Source organism: Streptomyces sp. NPDC002574, assembly GCF_042889545.1.
Classification (GTDB): domain Bacteria; phylum Actinomycetota; class Actinomycetes; order Streptomycetales; family Streptomycetaceae; genus Actinacidiphila.
On the sequence record NZ_JBIARB010000009.1, the window covers coordinates 342757 to 358084 of the forward strand.

Here is a 15328-nt window from a genome sequence, read left to right on the forward strand (position 1 = left end):
GCGCCCCCGGCGCGCCGCTACGCGGGAACGCAGCGGCCGTTCTCGGTGCGGTAGCGCCACTGGGCGCCGTCGGTGACGAGGCCGGCGACGGCGGTGAGGAAGCGCTCGACGTGCTCGTCGGGGGTGCCCGCGCCGAAGGAGACGCGGACGGCGTTGAGGGTGGTGTCGCCCCCGCAGTCGCCCGGTTCCGTGTGGTCGCCGAGCAGGGTTCGGACCAGGGGATGGGCACAGAACAGCCCGTCGCGGACGCCGATGCCGTACTCGGCGGACAGCGCCGCGGCGAAATGGGAGCTGTTCCAGCCGTCGACCACGAAGGACAGGACGCCCACCCGCGGGGCGTCCTCGCCGAACAGCGAGAGCACCCGCACCTGCGGGATCCCCGCGAGCCCGTCGCGCACCCGGGCGACCAGTGCCTGCTCGCGCTCGACGAGGGACTCGAAACCCGCCTCGCGCAGGGCCCGGCAGGCTGAGGCGATGGCGTAGACGCCGATGACGTTGGGCGAACCGGCCTCGTGGCGGGCCTCCGTGGTGTGCCAGTCCACGTCGACGCCGCCGTCCTCGCGGCGGGTCACGCGCCGGGAGGCGCCGCCTCCCGCGAGATAGGGCTCGGCCTCGCGGAGCCAGTCGGCGCGGCCGGCCAGGACGCCGGAGCCGAAGGGCGCGTAGAGCTTGTGCCCGGAGAAGGCGACCCAGTCCACGTCGAGCGCCTCCACGTCGACGGGGTGGTGCGGCGCGAGCTGCGCGGCGTCCAGGACGATGCGCGCACCGTGCGCGTGGGCCGCGGCCGCCAGCTCGCGCACCGGCCAGAGCTCACCGGTCACATTGGACGCACCCGTCACGCAGACCAGCGCCGGACCCGGCGACCGACGCGCGGCGAGCGCGCGCTCCAGTACGGCCACGGCCTCCGCGGGGGTCCGGGGCGCGCTCAGGTAGGTGACGTCGCCGTCCCGCCAGGGCAGCAGCGAGGCGTGGTGCTCGGTCTCGAAAACGAAGACGCGGGTGCCGTCGGGCACGACGGACGCCAGCAGGTTGAGCGAATCCGTGGTCGACCGGGTGAAGACCACCTGGTCGTCGGCCCGACAGCCGAGGAAGGCGGCCACCTCCGCGCGGCTCTGCTCGAACAGGTCGGTCGACAGCTGCGAGAGGTAGCCCGCGCCCCGGTGCACGCTGCCGTAGTAGGGCGCGTACGCGGCCACGTCGTCCCACACCCGCTGCAGCGCGGGCGCGCTCGCGGCGTAGTCGAGGGCGGCGTAGGCGACCTCGCCGCCGGTGACCAGCGGGACGAGGACGTCACGGCCGAGGACGGGCAGCGGGGTGGTGGTGCGGACGGTCGCGGCAGAGTGCACGGACATGGCGAAGTCTCCTGTGGGCAGGGGGAAGCGACAGGGCGTCAGGGATGACGGGAAAGCCCTCGCGGCGCCGGACGGCACACGGCCGCGCGCCCGGGGAGGGTGGAAAGGGGCCTTCGGGCCCTAGCGCATTCGCTTGCTCATGGAAGAACTCCTCATGACCGTGCTTGCCGCGGACCTCGCTGCCTGCGGCCTGGTCATCACCCGGGGCACCCCGCCACGGAAGGAGGGTTGCCGGACAGCGGGCCGGGGCCGTGTCGCTGTCACTCGTGACCTGCGCAGCATCCTGCCACAGACGCCCGGCGCCGCAAGCCGCGGTCCGCATCCCGGACATCGCGCGCCGGCACCCGGGCCGTCGGCCGTGGCCGTGGCCGTGGCCGGGCAACGCGCGAGGGCCGGGGCACCCGGCCCCGGCCCTCGCGTACGAACGTCCGCGCGGCTACGCGTGCGTGGCCGCCGCCCACCGTTCCAGGGTCTTCGCGGCCGCGCCCGAGTCGATGGACTCCGCCGCCCGTACCATCCCCGCGGCGATCCGCTCCGTCAAGGTGCCCTCCGCGGCCTCCAGCGCCACCAGCGCGGCAGCGGAGTTGAGCAGGACGGCGTCCCGCACCGGCCCGGTCTCGCCGGCCAGCAGCCGGCGCGCCACATCGGCGTTGTAGGCCGCGTCGGCACCCCGCAACGCCTCGATCTCCACCAGCTCGATGCCGACGTCGCGCGGGTCGAAGGGGACCTGCTCCACGGTGCCTTCGCGCACGATCCACACCTGGGAGGTGGAGGTGACCGTCAGCTCGTCCAGTCCGTCGTCGCCCCGGAACACCAGCGCGGAGGAGCCGCGCCGCGCCAGTACGCCCGCGATCAGACCCGCCATCCGGGTGTCGAAGCAGCCGACCGCGGACGCCCCGACGCGGGCCGGATTGGTCAGCGGGCCGAGGATGTTGAAGGAGGTCGGCACCCCCAGGTCGCGCCGCGCCGAGGCCACGTAGCGCATCGCGGGGTGGAACTTGGCGGCGAAGCAGAAGGTGATGCCGGTCTCCTCGGCCACCCGGGCGACGCGGTCGGGCGACAGGTCCAGGTTGATGCCCAGTTTCTCCAGCACGTCGGAGGCCCCGCTGGCGCTGCTGGCCGCGCGGTTGCCGTGCTTGACGACCTTGGTCCCGGTCCCCGCGATGACGATGGCGGACATCGTCGAGATGTTGACGGTCCTGGCCCGGTCGCCACCGGTGCCCACGATGTCGACGGCCGGCCCGGGGATGTCGAGCGGCTGCGCGTGCGCGTACATCGACTCGACGAGGCCCGTGACCTCGTCGACCGTCTCGCCCTTGGCCCGCAGCGCCACCATGAAGCCGGCGATCTGGGCGTCGGAGGCCCCGCCGCTCATGATGCGGTCCATCGCCCAGGCGGTCTCCGCGGTGCTCAGGTCCTGCCCCGCCAGCAGGGCTCCCAGGATCCCGGGCCAGGAGCGGCCCGCCGCGGTGTCGCCTCCAGCGGGGTTCACAACGCTCATGGTCCACACTCCGGGTGGTCTGACGTGCAATGGACGGGCAATGGACTTCCTCGCCCCCACCCTATCGGCGCGAGGGAACGGGAAAGGGCCCCGTCCATCGGATGAACTCCGACGAACAGGGCCCTTCCCGGTGGCACAGCTTCCGGGATCAGTGGTGGCCGTGGCCGCTCGTGATCTCCTCGTACTCCTCGGCCGACGGCTTGGGGATCTGGGTGCCCTCGCCGTAGTAGCCGCGCGACAGCCTCGCGCGCAGTCGCGTGGTGAGACCGACCTTCTTCTCCACGCCGTTCTCGTCCGTGGCCGGGCCGATGGCCAGCGGCTCCGGCTGCTCGTGCGAGGTGAGCGTGAACAGCTTGGACTGGTCCAGCGGCTCGTGGATCTCGATGAACTCACCGTGCGGCAGCCGCTTGATGATGCCGGTCTCACGACCGTGCAGCACCTTGTCGCGGTCGCGCCGCTGCAGGCCCAGGCAGATCCGCTTCGTGATGAAGAAGACCAGCACCGGCAGCACGAAGAAGGAGATCCGGACCACCCAGGTGATCGCGTTGATCGACAGGTGGAACCGGGTGGCGAACAGGTCGTTGCCACCACCGACCAGCAGGATCAGGTAGAGGCTGATCCAGGCCGCGCCGATGCCGGTGCGGACCGGGCGGTTGCGCGGGCGGTCGAGCAGGTGGTGTTCGCGCTTGTCACCAGTGACCCACGACTCCAGGAACGGGTAGACGCCCATGAAGCCCAGGACCATGGGGAAGATCACCAGCGGGATGAAGACGCCCAGGACGAGGGTGTGGCCCCACAGGCTGATCTCCCAGCCCGGCATGATGCGGATCAGGCCCTCGGAGAAGCCCATGTACCAGTCGGGCTGCGCGTCGGTCGACACCTGGTCCGGCCGGTACGGGCCGTACGCCCAGACCGGGTTGACGGACACCAGCGCGGACATGGCCGCGATGACGCCGAAGACCAGGAAGAAGAAGCCGCCCGCCTTCGCGGTGTAGACCGGCAGCAGCGGCATGCCGACCACGTTCTTCTCGGTCTTGCCGGGACCGGGGAACTGCGTGTGCTTGTGGTAGAAGACCAGGATCAGGTGGGCCACCAGCAGGCCCGCCATGATGCCCGGGATCAGCAGCACGTGGATCGTGTAGAACCGCGGCACGATGTCGTGCCCCGGGAACTCCCCGCCGAAGAGGAAGAACGACAGGTACGTGCCCACGATCGGCACGGACAGGACCGCGCCCTCCATGAAGCGGATACCGGTGCCCGACAGCAGGTCGTCCGGCAGCGAGTAGCCCATGAAGCCGTCGAACATGCCGAGGAACAGCAGCAGGAAGCCGAAGAGCCAGTTGACCTCGCGCGGCTTGCGGAAGGCGCCGGTGAAGAAGACGCGCATCATGTGCACGAGCATCGCGGCCACGAAGACGATGGCCGCCCAGTGGTGGATCTGCCGGACCAGCAGACCGCCGCGCACGTCGAAGCTGATGTGCAGCGTCGAGGCGTACGCCTCGGACATCCTGATGCCCTGCAGCGGGGTGTACGAGCCGTCGTAGACGACCTCGTTCATCGCCGGGTGGAAGAACAGCGTCAGGTAGACACCGGTCAGGATGACGATGATGAAGCTGTAGAGGGAGATCTCGCCCAGCATGAAGGACCAGTGGTCCGGGAAGATCTTCCGCATGTTGGCCTTGGCCAGGCTGAAGATGCCCAGCCGGCCGTCCGCCCAGTCGGCGACACGCTCACCCGCGGGCGCCTTGCCGCGCGGCTTGGCGCTCACGCTCTCGTTGGTACTCATCCACGCTCCCAGAAGGCAGGGCCCACGGGCTCTTCGAAGTCGCCGAGCGCCTCGAGGTAGCCCTCGTCGTTCACGCTGATCCGCAGCTGCGGCAGAGCGTGGCCCGCCGGGCCGAAGATCACCCGGGCACCGTCGGACAGGTCGAACGTCGACTGGTGGCAGGGGCAGAGCACGTGGTGCGTCTGCTGCTCGTACAGGCTGATCGGGCAGCCGACGTGGGTGCAGATCTTCGAGTAGGCCAGGATGCCCTGGTGCGCCCAGTCGCGCGCCCGCTTGTCCTTGATGTCCTCCGGCTCGATGCGGACGATCATCAGCGCGGACTTGGCGATCTGCTCCTGGAAGTCCTCCTGGTCCTCCTCCAGCCCCTCGGGCACGGCGAAGGTCAGGGAACCGACGGCGACGTCCTCGGGACGCAGCGGCTGGTTGGTGTTCTGGTTGACCAGCAGCTTGCCCTTGGCCCACAGGGTGTGGCGGAGCTTCTCCTCCGGCAGCGGGCCGAGGTCGCGCAGCAGCATGACGCCGGACAGCGGGACCAGGGTGAGCGCACCGAGCAGGGTGTTGCGGATCAGCTTGCGGCGGCCGAGCTGGCTCTCGCGCGCGCCGTCGCCGAAGTCCTGCATCACCTGGGCCCGGGTCTCCGGGTCGGCCTCGATCGGGTGCCGCTCGGCCGGGCGCTCGGTGTCGTCCATCAGGGTGCGGGCCCAGTGGACCGCGCCGGCGCCGATGGCGAACAGGGAGACGCCCAGCGTCATGCCCAGCGCGAAGTTGAGCGCGCTGATGTGACCCAGCGGCCAGACGTAGACGATCTTGTCGATCGGGATGACGACGAAGCTCGCGATGAAACCGAGCGTGGCGATCATCGAGGCGGTGAACAGCAGCGCCACGGCGCGCTCGGAGGACTTCGCGGCCTTCTCGTCGATGTCCTGGCGACGCGGCAGGTGCGCGGGCAGGCCCGGGTCGGCGAACGGGTGCTCATCCGCGAGGCCGACCTGGCCACGATCGTGAGCCGAACGCTCCGGCAGGTTCTCTTCTGACATGTCCTGACTCATGACTTCTTGGCCTTGGTGGTGTGGGCGCCGATCCAGCACGCACAGACGATCAGAACGCCGAGGCCGAAGATCCAGCCGAACAGACCCTCGGTGACCGGGCCGAGGCTGCCCAGCGACATGCCGCCGGGGCTCGGTGCCTTGTCGCCGTTGACGGCGTTCAGGTAGGCGATGATGTCGCGCTTGTTCTGCTCGGGCATCGTGCTGTTGGGGAACGACGGCATGTTCTGCGGGCCGGTGAGCATGGCCTCGTACATGTGCTTGTTGCTCACGCCCGAGAGGGACGGGGCGTACTTGCCGTTCGTCAGGGCGCCACCCTTGCCCTGGTAGTTGTGGCACTGCGCGCAGTTGGTGCGGAACAGCTCCCCGCCCCGCGCCATGTCCGCGCCGTTCGGGCTGGTCTGCTCCTTGGTGGGCGTGGACGGGCCCGGGCCCAGCGACGCGATGTAGGCGCCGAGCTGGTCGATCTCCTTCTGCGAGTAGATGACCTTCTTGCTCGGAACCTGCGCGCCGGGCTGCTGGGCCGGCATGCGGCCGGTGCCGACCTGGAAGTCCACGGCCGCGGAGCCGACGCCCACCAGGCTGGGGCCGTCACTGCTTCCCTGGCCCGACGTACCGTGGCAGCTGGAGCAACCGACGGAGTACAGCTTCTTGCCCTCTTCGATGGCGAGGGACTGGGAGCTGTCGTCGGCCTGCGCCTTGGGCGCGGGCGCGAGCGCCGCGTACAGCCCCCCGATGGCCGTGAGCGCGAGAAGTAGGACGACAAGCGCCGCCATCGGGTGGCGCCGTCGTGCGGAGAGCTTTTTCACGGATTACCCCGGTGTCAGGATCTCTTGCGTCGATGGGTCTGGGACACGGACCGAAGGCCGCGGCGGTCGCGGCGGTCCGCTTACTTGATCAGGTAGATCGTGGCAAAGAGGCCGATCCAGACGACATCGACGAAGTGCCAGTAGTAGGAGACGACGATGGCGGCGGTGGCCTGTTCGTGGGTGAACCGCCTGGCCGCGTAGGTCCGTCCCAGGACCAGCAGGAAGGCGATGAGACCGCCCGTCACGTGCAGACCGTGGAAGCCGGTGGTCAGGTAGAACACCGAACCGTACGGGTCCGAGGAGAGCGAAAGGCCCTCCTCCTTCACCAGGTTCGTGTACTCGAAGATCTGACCGCCGACGAAGATCGCGCCCATGATGAAGGTCACGATGAACCACGCGCGCAGCTTCTTCACATCGCCGCGCTCGGCCGCGAAGACACCCATCTGGCAGGTGAAGGAGGAGAGCACGAGGATCGTCGTGTTCGTCGCCGAGAACGGGATGTTCAGAAAGTCGGCGTGAGCCTTCCAGTACTCGGCACCCGTCACCGAGCGAAGGGTGAAGTACATCGCGAAGAGGGCCGCGAAGAACATCAGCTCGGAACTCAGCCAGATGATGGTTCCGACGCTGGTGAGGTTCGGCCGGTTGACCGACGGGTGCGCGTGCCCGGTTTCTACTGCTGTTGCTGTCGCCACGACCGACATTATGTCGGTCCCTTATCTCGCGCTCACTCCGGGGGGTGCCATTCGGTGTGTCAACGCTGTTGGGACAGCGGCAGAGATCGCCCGAAGGGGCTAACACTCCTCGAAGGACCCTGCTCAGGAGTAAGGTTCGGCCACAGGCAGGCGACTCCACGAAGGCGAGGAGGCACGGATGCAGACGACCGCGACGGTGCTGGTCTACAGCGACGACAGGAACACCCGGGAGCAGGTCCGTCTGGCCGTCGGGCGCCGCCCCGCAGCCGACTTGCCGCCGGTGGAGTACCTGGAGTGCGCGACCCTTCCCGCCGTGCTGAGCGCGCTGGAGAACGGCGGCATCGACGCGTGCGTGCTGGACGGCGAGTCCGTACCGGCGGGCGGCATGGGTGTGTGCCGGCAGGTCAAGGACGAGATCTTCCGCTGCCCGCCGGTGCTGGTGCTGATCGGACGCCCCCAGGACGCCTGGCTGGCCAGCTGGAGCCGGGCCGACGCGGCGGTGAGCCACCCCGTCGACCCGGTCGAGCTGAGCGCCGCCCTGGCGGGGCTGCTCAGGCAGCGTCTGTCCGTCGACGCGTAACCGGCGCAGGGGTCACAGGACGGGCCGCAGGCGGGCCTGCGGGTCGTCCGTGTCGTCCGCCGCGGCCGGGTCGGAGCCGGCCCGCGCCCCGGCGGCGCTGCCCTTGCGCCAGTCGGCCCAACTGAGGTTCCAGTCGCCGAATCCGTTCCCGAACGGCGCCATTTCCTCACCCAGGCTGTGCGTGACCACCACGATGTCCCCACGCCGCACGTTCTCGAAGAACCAGTGGGCGTTGTCCGTGCTCATGCCGGTGCAGCCGTGGCTGACGTTGGCGACGCCCTGCGAGCCCACCGACCAGGGCGCGGCGTGCACGTACTCGCCGCTCCAGGTCACCCGGGTGGCCCACTGCACGGGCAGGTCGTAGGCGTCCGAACTGCCCGAGGCGATGCCCACGGTCTCGCTGCGCATCCGCACGTTGGCCTCCTGGCCCAGCACGACCTTGATGCCGTTGCGGGTGGAGAAGCCGGGCTTGCCGGTGGTGACCGGGATGGTGCGCACGACGCGGCCGTTGCGCTTGAAGGTCATGGTGTGCGTCTCGGCGTCCGTGAGAGCCTCCACGCGGTCGCCGGTGCGCAGCGTCAGGGGTTTGGCCGGGCCGCCGTACACGCCGCCCTTGATGTGCAGGCCGTCGAGGGTGCTGCGCACCTCGATCCGGGCGTGCGCGGGCCAGTAGGTGCGCGGGCGGTAGTGCAGGGTGCGGTCGTCCACCCAGTACCAGGCGCCCTGGCCGGCCGACGGCGCGGAGTCGACGTGCAGACTGCGCTCGACGGCGATGCGGGCGTTGATGTCCTTGACCGGGGCGCTGAGTTCGGCGGTGACGGGCTGTCCGACGCCGTAGGTGCCGCTCTCCGGGCCGAAGGTGACCCGCAGCAGCTTGTCGGGGGCACGGGTGTCCAGCGCCAGCGTCTTGCGGCCCTGACGGCCGTCCTTGTCCTCGGTGCTCACCCGAACGGTGTAGTGGGCCCCCGCCCCCAGTGCGGAGGTGCTCTGCCAGTGCCTGCCGTCCTCGGAGAGCCGCCCGCGGATGAATCGGCCGGCGCCGTCCGTGGCCGTCACATCCGTGATGCGTTTGCCGTCACCCTTGACGGTGATTTCCAGCGGCTTCCCGGGGTCGGCCTTCTTCGTGCCCGTGCCCGCGGCCCACACCACGTCGCCCGAAGCGTCGTAGGGAGCTTTGGCCAACGGATCGCCGCCACCCGAGCAGCTGGCCAACGGCGCTGCCACCACCGCTGTCACGAGTGCGATCGCCATTCGGCGGGGAGAAAAGAGACCCATGATCACACGTTATGCATAAGAGGCCGTTCGCGCGCGTCGGGCGCGTGCGAACGGGCGAGGCCCGGACCCCATTCGGGTGTCCGGGCCTCGCCCGTGTGCGCTACGAGCTCACTGGGTGCGGTTCTCGCCCCGGTAGTACTCGAAGACCCAGCCCCACAGTCCGAAGAGGATGAAGGGCGCGCCGAAGTAGATCAGCCACCAGCCGAAGATGATGCCGAGGAAGACGGTGGCACCACCGAAGGCCAGCAGCAGCGGCTGCCAGCTGTGCGGGCTGAAGAAGCCCATCTCGCCGGCGTCGTCAGCGACGTCCGCGTCCTCGCGGTCCTGGGCACCGGTGTCCGCCCGGCGGGCGGTGAAGGCCAGGTAGAAGCCGATCATCACGGCCAGGCCGAAGGAGAGGAACAGCGCCGTGGTGCCGACCGGCTCCTTGGACCACAGGCCGTAGATGATGGCCATGGCCAGGAAGAAGAAGGAGAGCCACAGGAACAGCCTGCCCTGGAACTTCACTTGCCCGTCTCCTTCTCATCGCCGCCGGAGACGGCCCTGGGGGCCGGACCGACGTTCTCCAGCTGGTCCTGAGCGGCGATCTCCGGGTGGTGGAGGTCGAACGCCGGGGATTCGGACCGGATGCGCGGCAGCGTGAGGAAGTTGTGCCGCGGCGGCGGGCAGGAGGTCGCCCACTCCAGCGAGCGGCCGTAGCCCCACGGGTCGTCGACCTCGACCGGCTTGCCGTACTTGGCGGTCTTCCACACGTTGTAGAAGAACGGCAGCATCGACAGGCCCAGCAGGAACGAGCTGATGGTCGAGATGGTGTTCAGCGTGGTGAAGCCGTCCGCGGCCAGGTAGTCCGCGTAGCGGCGCGGCATGCCCTCGGCGCCCAGCCAGTGCTGGACGAGGAACGTGCCGTGGAAGCCGAAGAACAGCGTCCAGAAGGTGATCTTGCCCAGTCGCTCGTCCAGCATCTTGCCGGTGAACTTCGGCCACCAGAAGTGGAAGCCGGAGAACATCGCGAAGACGACGGTTCCGAAGACGACGTAGTGGAAGTGCGCCACCACGAAGTACGAGTCGGAGACGTGGAAGTCCAGCGGTGGCGAGGCCAGGATGACACCGGTCAGACCACCGAAGGCGAAGGTGATCAGGAAGCCGATCGCCCAGAGCATCGGTGTCTCGAAACTCAGTGAGCCCTTCCACATCGTGCCGATCCAGTTGAAGAACTTCACACCGGTCGGTACCGCGATCAGGAAGGTCATGAACGAGAAGAACGGCAGCAGCACACCGCCGGTGACGTACATGTGGTGCGCCCACACGGTCGCCGAGAGGCCGGCGATGGAGATGGTCGCCGCGATGAGGCTGACGTAACCGAACATCGGTTTCCGGGAGAAGACCGGAATGACCTCACTGATGATGCCGAAGAACGGCAACGCGATGATGTACACCTCTGGATGCCCGAAGAACCAGAACAGGTGTTGCCATAGCAAGGCGCCGCCGTTGGCGGCGTCGAACACATGGGCACCGAACTTGCGGTCCGCCTCCAGGGCGAGCAGCGCGGCGGCCAGCACCGGGAAGGCGAAGAGCACCAGCACACCGGTGAGCAGCACGTTCCAGACGAAGATCGGCATCCGGAACATCGTCATGCCGGGGGCGCGCATGCAGATGATCGTGGTGATGAAGTTGACCGAGCCGAGGATCGTACCGAAGCCGGAGAAGGCCAGACCCATGATCCACAGGTCGCCGCCGATGCCCGGCGAGCGGACCGCGTCGGTGAGCGGGGAGTAGGCGAACCAGCCGAAGTCGGCGGCGCCGTTCGGGGTCAGGAAGCCGGCGACCGCGATGAGCGAGCCGAACAGGTAGAGCCAGTAGGCGAACATGTTCAGCCGCGGGAACGCGACGTCGGGGGCGCCGATCTGCAGCGGCATGATCCAGTTCGCGAAGCCGGCGAACAGCGGCGTCGCGAACATCAGCAGCATCACGGTGCCGTGCATCGTGAAGAGCTGGTTGAACTGCTCGTTCGACACCACCTGGGTGCCGGGGCGGGCGAGCTCGGCGCGCATGATGAGCGCCATGATGCCGCCGATGATGAAGAAGAAGAACGACGTCGCGAGGTAGAGCGAGCCGATCGTCTTGTGGTCGGTCGTGGTCAGCCACTTCACGACCGCCACGCCGGGCTGCTTCGTGCGCAGCGGCAGCTCGTCCTCGTACGTGTCTTCGTGCGCCGCGGCCGCGCCGTGGGGTTCGTTGAGAATGCTCACTGGGTCTTGGTCTCCGCGTTCTTGGCGTTGCCGGTGGTGGCAATGCCTGCCGGGACGTAACCGGTCTGGCCCTTCTTCGCCAGGTCCTTCAGGTGCTGCTGGTACTGCGCCGGAGAGACGACCTTGACGTTGAAGAGCATCCGGGAGTGGTCCACGCCGCACAGCTCGGCGCACTTGCCCATGAAGGTGCCCTCCTTGTTGGGGGTCACCTGGAAGACGTTGGTGTGGCCGGGGATGACGTCCATCTTCATCAGGAAGGGGACCACCCAGAAGTCGTGGATGACGTCACGCGAGGTGAGTACAAAACGAACCGACTCGCCCTTCGGCAGCCACAGGGTCGGGCCGGGGTTGCCGGTGTCCGGGTCCTTGGTGGCCGCGGATCCGAAGTCGTAGACGCCGTCCGCGCCTGCGGGCGCGTCCAGCTTCTTCGCCGAGATCGTGGAGAGCTCCGCGGGCACCTTGCCCGCCGGGGGCGTCGACGGGTTGCCGTCCACGTCCTCGACGTAGTTGAAGGCCCAGCTCCACTGGAAACCGACGACGTTGACGACGTGGTCGGGCCGCTTCGAGGTCTCCAGGAGCTTGGACTCGTCCCGCGCGGTGAAGTAGAAGAGCACCGAGATGATGACCAGCGGAACCGTGGTGAAGAGCGCCTCGATCGGCATGTTGTACCGGATCTGGGGCGGCACCTCCACCTTGGTGCGGCTGCGGCGGTGGAAGATGATGCTCCAGAGGATCAGCCCCCAGACGAGCACACCGACCGCGAACGCGGCCGCCCAGGAACCCTGCCAGAGCGAGAGGATCCGCGGTGCCTCGGCTGTTGCGGGGCTGGGCATGCCGAGGCGGGGGAAGTCCTCGTATGTGCAACCGGTGGCGGTCGCAAGGACCAGGCCCGCGGCCAGCGCCTGCGGCAGAATCCGCCGCATCGGGCGCCGCGACGAGCGGTCGGAGCCGTAGGGACTCACGTAGCGCCTTCCCGAGAGTCTCGCCCGCGCGTCCGGATTCCCGGCCTGTGCTGGTCGGTCGCCCTGGCGCGGGCAGTGGTGTGGATGTTTATGCGGACCAAACCCTACTGGACTCGTTTTTGGGCCGCGCGGGGAGGGGTGCCAACGCGCCGGGGCGGCCCCCGAAGGGGTGTCGGACGCCGTCCCGCACTCACGGAACGCCCCGTTCCGGGGTCTTCTGACGCAGGCCCAGACGCCGGCCGGACCCACGGGGCGTACCGTGCGGGACGTGCCCTATTTCGATGCCGCGTCCGCCGCTCCCTTGCATCCCGTCGCCCGTCAGGCCCTGCTCGCCGCCCTCGACGAGGGCTGGGCCGACCCCGCCCGGCTGTACCGGGAGGGGCGCCGTGCCCGGCTGCTGCTGGACGCGGCGCGGGAGGCCGCGGCGGAGGCCGTGGGATGCCGGCCGGACGAACTGGTTTTCACTCCTTCGGGGACACGCGCGGTCCACGCGGCGGTCTCCGGAGCGTTGGCCGGACGGCGGCGGGTGGGGCGGCACGCGGTCGTCTCGGCGGTCGAGCACTCCTCCGTCCTGCACGCGGTGGAGGACGGCCCGGTGACCGAGGTGGAGGTGGACCGTACCGGCCTGGTCGACGCCGCCGCCTTCGCGGAGGCGCTGCGGGAGGACACCGCGCTGGCGTGTCTGCAGTCCGCCAACCACGAGGTGGGCACGGTGCAGCCGGTCGCCCAGGTGGCGGAACTGTGCCGGGCGGCCGGGGTGCCGCTGCTGGTGGACGCCGCGCAGTCGCTGGGCTGGGGGCCGGTCGAGGGCCCCTGGTCCCTGCTGGCGGCGAGCGCGCACAAGTGGGGTGGGCCGTCCGGGGTCGGACTGCTCGCGGTGCGCAAGGGCACCCGCTTCGCTCCCCAGGGACCCGCGGACGAAAGGGAGTCCGGCCGCGCCCCGGGCTTCGAGAACCTCCCGGCCATCGTCGCGGCGGCCGCCTCGCTGCGCGCGGTGCGCGCGGAGGCGGTCGCGGAGGCGGCGCGCCTGTCGGCACTGGTCGACCGGATCCGCGCCCGGGTGCCGGAACTGGTGCCGGACGTCGAGGTCGTCGGGCACCCTTCGCTGCGACTGCCCAACGTCGTGACGTTCTCCTGCCTTTACGTCGACGGCGAGGCGCTGCTGCACGAACTCGACCGGGCGGGCTGGTCCGTCTCCTCCGGGTCGTCGTGCACGTCGAGCACCCTGACGCCCAGCCATGTCCTCAAGGCCATGGGCGTGCTGTCGGAGGGGAACGTCCGCGTGTCGCTCCCGTCCGGCGCGGTGGCCGACGACGTCGAGGGCTTCCTGGAGACCCTGCCCGGCGTGGTCCGGACCGTCCGCGAACGGCTCGGCGCCCCCGAGCCGTCGGCCCGTGCGACCGGTGGGGCGCGCGAGGGCCTGCCCGAGCTGGTGGTGGACTCGCTCGGCAAGCGGTGCCCGATCCCGGTCATCGAGCTGGCGAAGGTCATCGAGGACGTGCCGGTCGGCGGCATCGTCTCCGTCCTGTCCGACGACGAGGCCGCCCGGCTCGACATCCCCGCCTGGTGCGAGATGCGCGGCCAGGAGTACGCCGGTGCGCACGAGGCGCCGCACGGCGTCGCCTACTGGGTGCGCCGGTTGTCCTGACGACGCCACGCACCGCGCCCCGCCGCCCGGGAGGGGCGGCGGGGCGCGGTACGCGTCGCGGTGGGGTCAGCGCAGGTGCGTGCGGACCTCGTCGGCGGCCTCGTCGCCGTAGGCCTTGGTGAAGCGGTCCATGAAGTGCGCCCGGCGCAGCTGGTACTCCTGGGTGCCGAGGGTCTCGATGACCAGGGTGGCGAGCATGCAGCCCACCTGCGCGGCGCGCTCGTGCCCGACGCCCCAGGCGAGGCCGGACAGGAAGCCGGCGCGGAAGGCGTCGCCCACCCCGGTGGGGTCGACCTTGGCCTCCTCCTCGGCGCAGCCGACGACGACCGGCTCCTCGCCGACGCGGTCGATGCGCACACCGCGGGACCCCAGGGTGGTGACCCGGGTGCCGACACGGGCGAGGATCTCCTGCTCGGTCCAGCCGGTCTTGGACTCGATGAGGCCCTTCTCGTACTCGTTGGAGAAGAGGTAGGCCGCGCCGTCCAGCAGTATCCGGATCTCGTCGCCGTTCATGCGGGCGATCTGCTGCGAGAAGTCCGCGGCCCACGGGATGTCGCGCGAACGGCACTCCTCGGTGTGGCGGAGCATCGCCTCCGGGTCGTCGGCGCCGATGAGGACCAGGTCGAGACCGCCGACGCGGGCGGCGACGGAGTGCAGCTCGATGAGGCGGGCCTCGCTCATCGCACCGGTGTAGAAGGAGCCGATCTGGTTGTGGTCGGCGTCGGTGGTGCAGACGAAGCGCGCGGTGTGCAGGACCTCGGAGATCCGCACGGAGGCGGTGTCCACACCGTGCCGGTCCAGCCACGCCCGGTAGTCGTCGAAGTCGGAGCCGGCGGCCCCGACCAGCACGGGCCGTACACCCAGTTGGCCCATTCCGAAGCAGATGTTCGCGCCGACGCCTCCGCGGCGCACGTCGAGGGTGTCGACCAGGAAGGACAGGGAGACCGTGTGCAGCTGGTCCGCGACGAGCTGGTCGGCGAATCGGCCGGGGAAGGTCATCAGATGGTCGGTGGCGATGGAGCCGGTGACTGCGATACGCACGGCTGGGCTGCTCCTGCGGGGGGCGGACATTGGAAACGGGCAAGGGAACTGTCAACGCTACCGGGTGGGCCGGTGAACGCCGACACGGAGAAACTACCCGATAGTAGGGCTTTCTCATGTGATTCAGGATGCCTAGGGTCGGCTTATGACCCCTTCCCTGCCCGCCGCTCCGCTCGGCGAACCTGAGACGCTCGCCGAGCTGCTCGGCGACTGCCGCAAGATGGCCCAGCACTGGGAGACCCCCGCCACGCCGAAGGTCTCACGGGTCGCCCCGTCCACACTGCACGGCATCACGGTGCCCGAGGCATCCGCGCACGTCGTGGAGGGCATGGCCGAGTACGGCGACTGATCGGAACCGCGACGCGCTCCGGCCCGTCCAAGTGACGT

The 15328-nt window shown here is 69.7% G+C and carries 14 protein-coding genes and 1 riboswitch; of the genes, 3 read left to right on the top strand and 11 right to left on the bottom strand.

Features of this window, described 5'->3' with window-relative positions:
• Nucleotides 1-17: 17 nt before the first annotated feature.
• The 6 genes from ACFYXS_RS24095 to ACFYXS_RS24120 all read right to left on the bottom strand — a co-directional run bounded on the left by ACFYXS_RS24095 (nucleotide 18) and on the right by ACFYXS_RS24120 (nucleotide 7195).
• Nucleotides 18-1352, bottom strand: a complete 1335-nt coding sequence (locus ACFYXS_RS24095; RefSeq protein ID WP_389251457.1) for an aminotransferase class V-fold PLP-dependent enzyme — start codon at nucleotides 1350-1352, stop codon at nucleotides 18-20.
• 155 nt (nucleotides 1353-1507) lie between these two features.
• Nucleotides 1508-1624: riboswitch (SAM riboswitch) on the bottom strand.
• A gap of 164 nt (nucleotides 1625-1788) precedes the next feature.
• Nucleotides 1789-2853, bottom strand: a complete 1065-nt coding sequence (trpD, locus tag ACFYXS_RS24100) for an anthranilate phosphoribosyltransferase (protein WP_389251459.1) — start codon at nucleotides 2851-2853, stop codon at nucleotides 1789-1791.
• Nucleotides 2854-3001: 148 nt separating this feature from the next.
• The gene (locus tag ACFYXS_RS24105) at nucleotides 3002-4639 is read right to left on the bottom strand and encodes a cytochrome bc complex cytochrome b subunit (RefSeq protein ID WP_389251461.1); all 1638 of its coding nucleotides are present in this window, start codon (nucleotides 4637-4639) and stop codon (nucleotides 3002-3004) included.
• Complete coding sequence (locus tag ACFYXS_RS24110) at nucleotides 4636-5676, bottom strand: Rieske 2Fe-2S domain-containing protein (RefSeq protein ID WP_389251463.1); 1041 nt, start codon at nucleotides 5674-5676, stop codon at nucleotides 4636-4638. The genes ACFYXS_RS24105 and ACFYXS_RS24110 overlap by 4 nt, the downstream gene beginning before the upstream one ends.
• Before the next feature lie 8 nt (nucleotides 5677-5684).
• Nucleotides 5685-6494 carry a c-type cytochrome gene (locus ACFYXS_RS24115; protein ID WP_389251465.1) on the bottom strand — a complete coding sequence of 270 codons (810 nt, stop codon included), beginning with the start codon at nucleotides 6492-6494 and terminating at the stop codon, nucleotides 5685-5687.
• An 80-nt stretch (nucleotides 6495-6574) separates the two neighbouring features.
• Nucleotides 6575-7195, bottom strand: a complete 621-nt coding sequence (locus tag ACFYXS_RS24120) for a heme-copper oxidase subunit III (RefSeq protein WP_389251467.1) — start codon at nucleotides 7193-7195, stop codon at nucleotides 6575-6577.
• 169 nt (nucleotides 7196-7364) lie between these two features.
• Between ACFYXS_RS24120 and ACFYXS_RS24125 the strand changes: the two genes are divergently transcribed.
• Nucleotides 7365-7766, top strand: a complete 402-nt coding sequence (locus tag ACFYXS_RS24125) for a hypothetical protein (RefSeq protein ID WP_319662131.1) — start codon at nucleotides 7365-7367, stop codon at nucleotides 7764-7766.
• A 12-nt stretch (nucleotides 7767-7778) separates the two neighbouring features.
• Here the strand turns inward: ACFYXS_RS24125 and ACFYXS_RS24130 are convergent, their stop codons facing one another.
• From ACFYXS_RS24130 to coxB, 4 genes are all read right to left on the bottom strand, one after another.
• Entirely contained in the window at nucleotides 7779-9017 is a 1239-nt protein-coding gene (locus tag ACFYXS_RS24130; RefSeq protein ID WP_389251691.1) for an Ig-like domain-containing protein, read from the bottom strand.
• A gap of 132 nt (nucleotides 9018-9149) precedes the next feature.
• On the bottom strand, nucleotides 9150-9548 hold the full coding sequence (locus ACFYXS_RS24135; RefSeq protein ID WP_389251469.1) for a cytochrome c oxidase subunit 4: 399 nt from the start codon (nucleotides 9546-9548) through the stop codon (nucleotides 9150-9152).
• A complete protein-coding gene (gene ctaD, locus ACFYXS_RS24140; protein ID WP_389251471.1) occupies nucleotides 9545-11290 on the bottom strand; it encodes a cytochrome c oxidase subunit I in 1746 nt (581 codons plus the stop codon). The genes ACFYXS_RS24135 and ctaD overlap by 4 nt, the downstream gene beginning before the upstream one ends.
• Entirely contained in the window at nucleotides 11287-12252 is a 966-nt protein-coding gene (gene coxB, locus ACFYXS_RS24145) for a cytochrome c oxidase subunit II (protein WP_389251473.1), read from the bottom strand. Before coxB ends, ctaD begins: the two co-directional genes overlap by 4 nt.
• Nucleotides 12253-12520: 268 nt before the next feature.
• Between coxB and ACFYXS_RS24150 the strand changes: the two genes are divergently transcribed.
• The gene (locus tag ACFYXS_RS24150; protein ID WP_389251475.1) at nucleotides 12521-13900 is read left to right on the top strand and encodes a cysteine desulfurase/sulfurtransferase TusA family protein; all 1380 of its coding nucleotides are present in this window, start codon (nucleotides 12521-12523) and stop codon (nucleotides 13898-13900) included.
• Between the two features lie 66 nt (nucleotides 13901-13966).
• Here the strand turns inward: ACFYXS_RS24150 and ACFYXS_RS24155 are convergent, their stop codons facing one another.
• Nucleotides 13967-14941 (bottom strand): carbohydrate kinase family protein, encoded by a 975-nt coding sequence (locus tag ACFYXS_RS24155; RefSeq protein WP_389251477.1) that lies wholly within the window; start codon nucleotides 14939-14941, stop codon nucleotides 13967-13969.
• Nucleotides 14942-15086: 145 nt separating this feature from the next.
• Here ACFYXS_RS24155 and ACFYXS_RS24160 point away from each other — a divergent pair, with 145 nt between their 5' ends.
• Nucleotides 15087-15290, top strand: coding sequence for a hypothetical protein (locus ACFYXS_RS24160; RefSeq protein ID WP_389251479.1), 204 nt, complete (start codon nucleotides 15087-15089; stop codon nucleotides 15288-15290).
• Nucleotides 15291-15328: the final 38 nt, after the last annotated feature.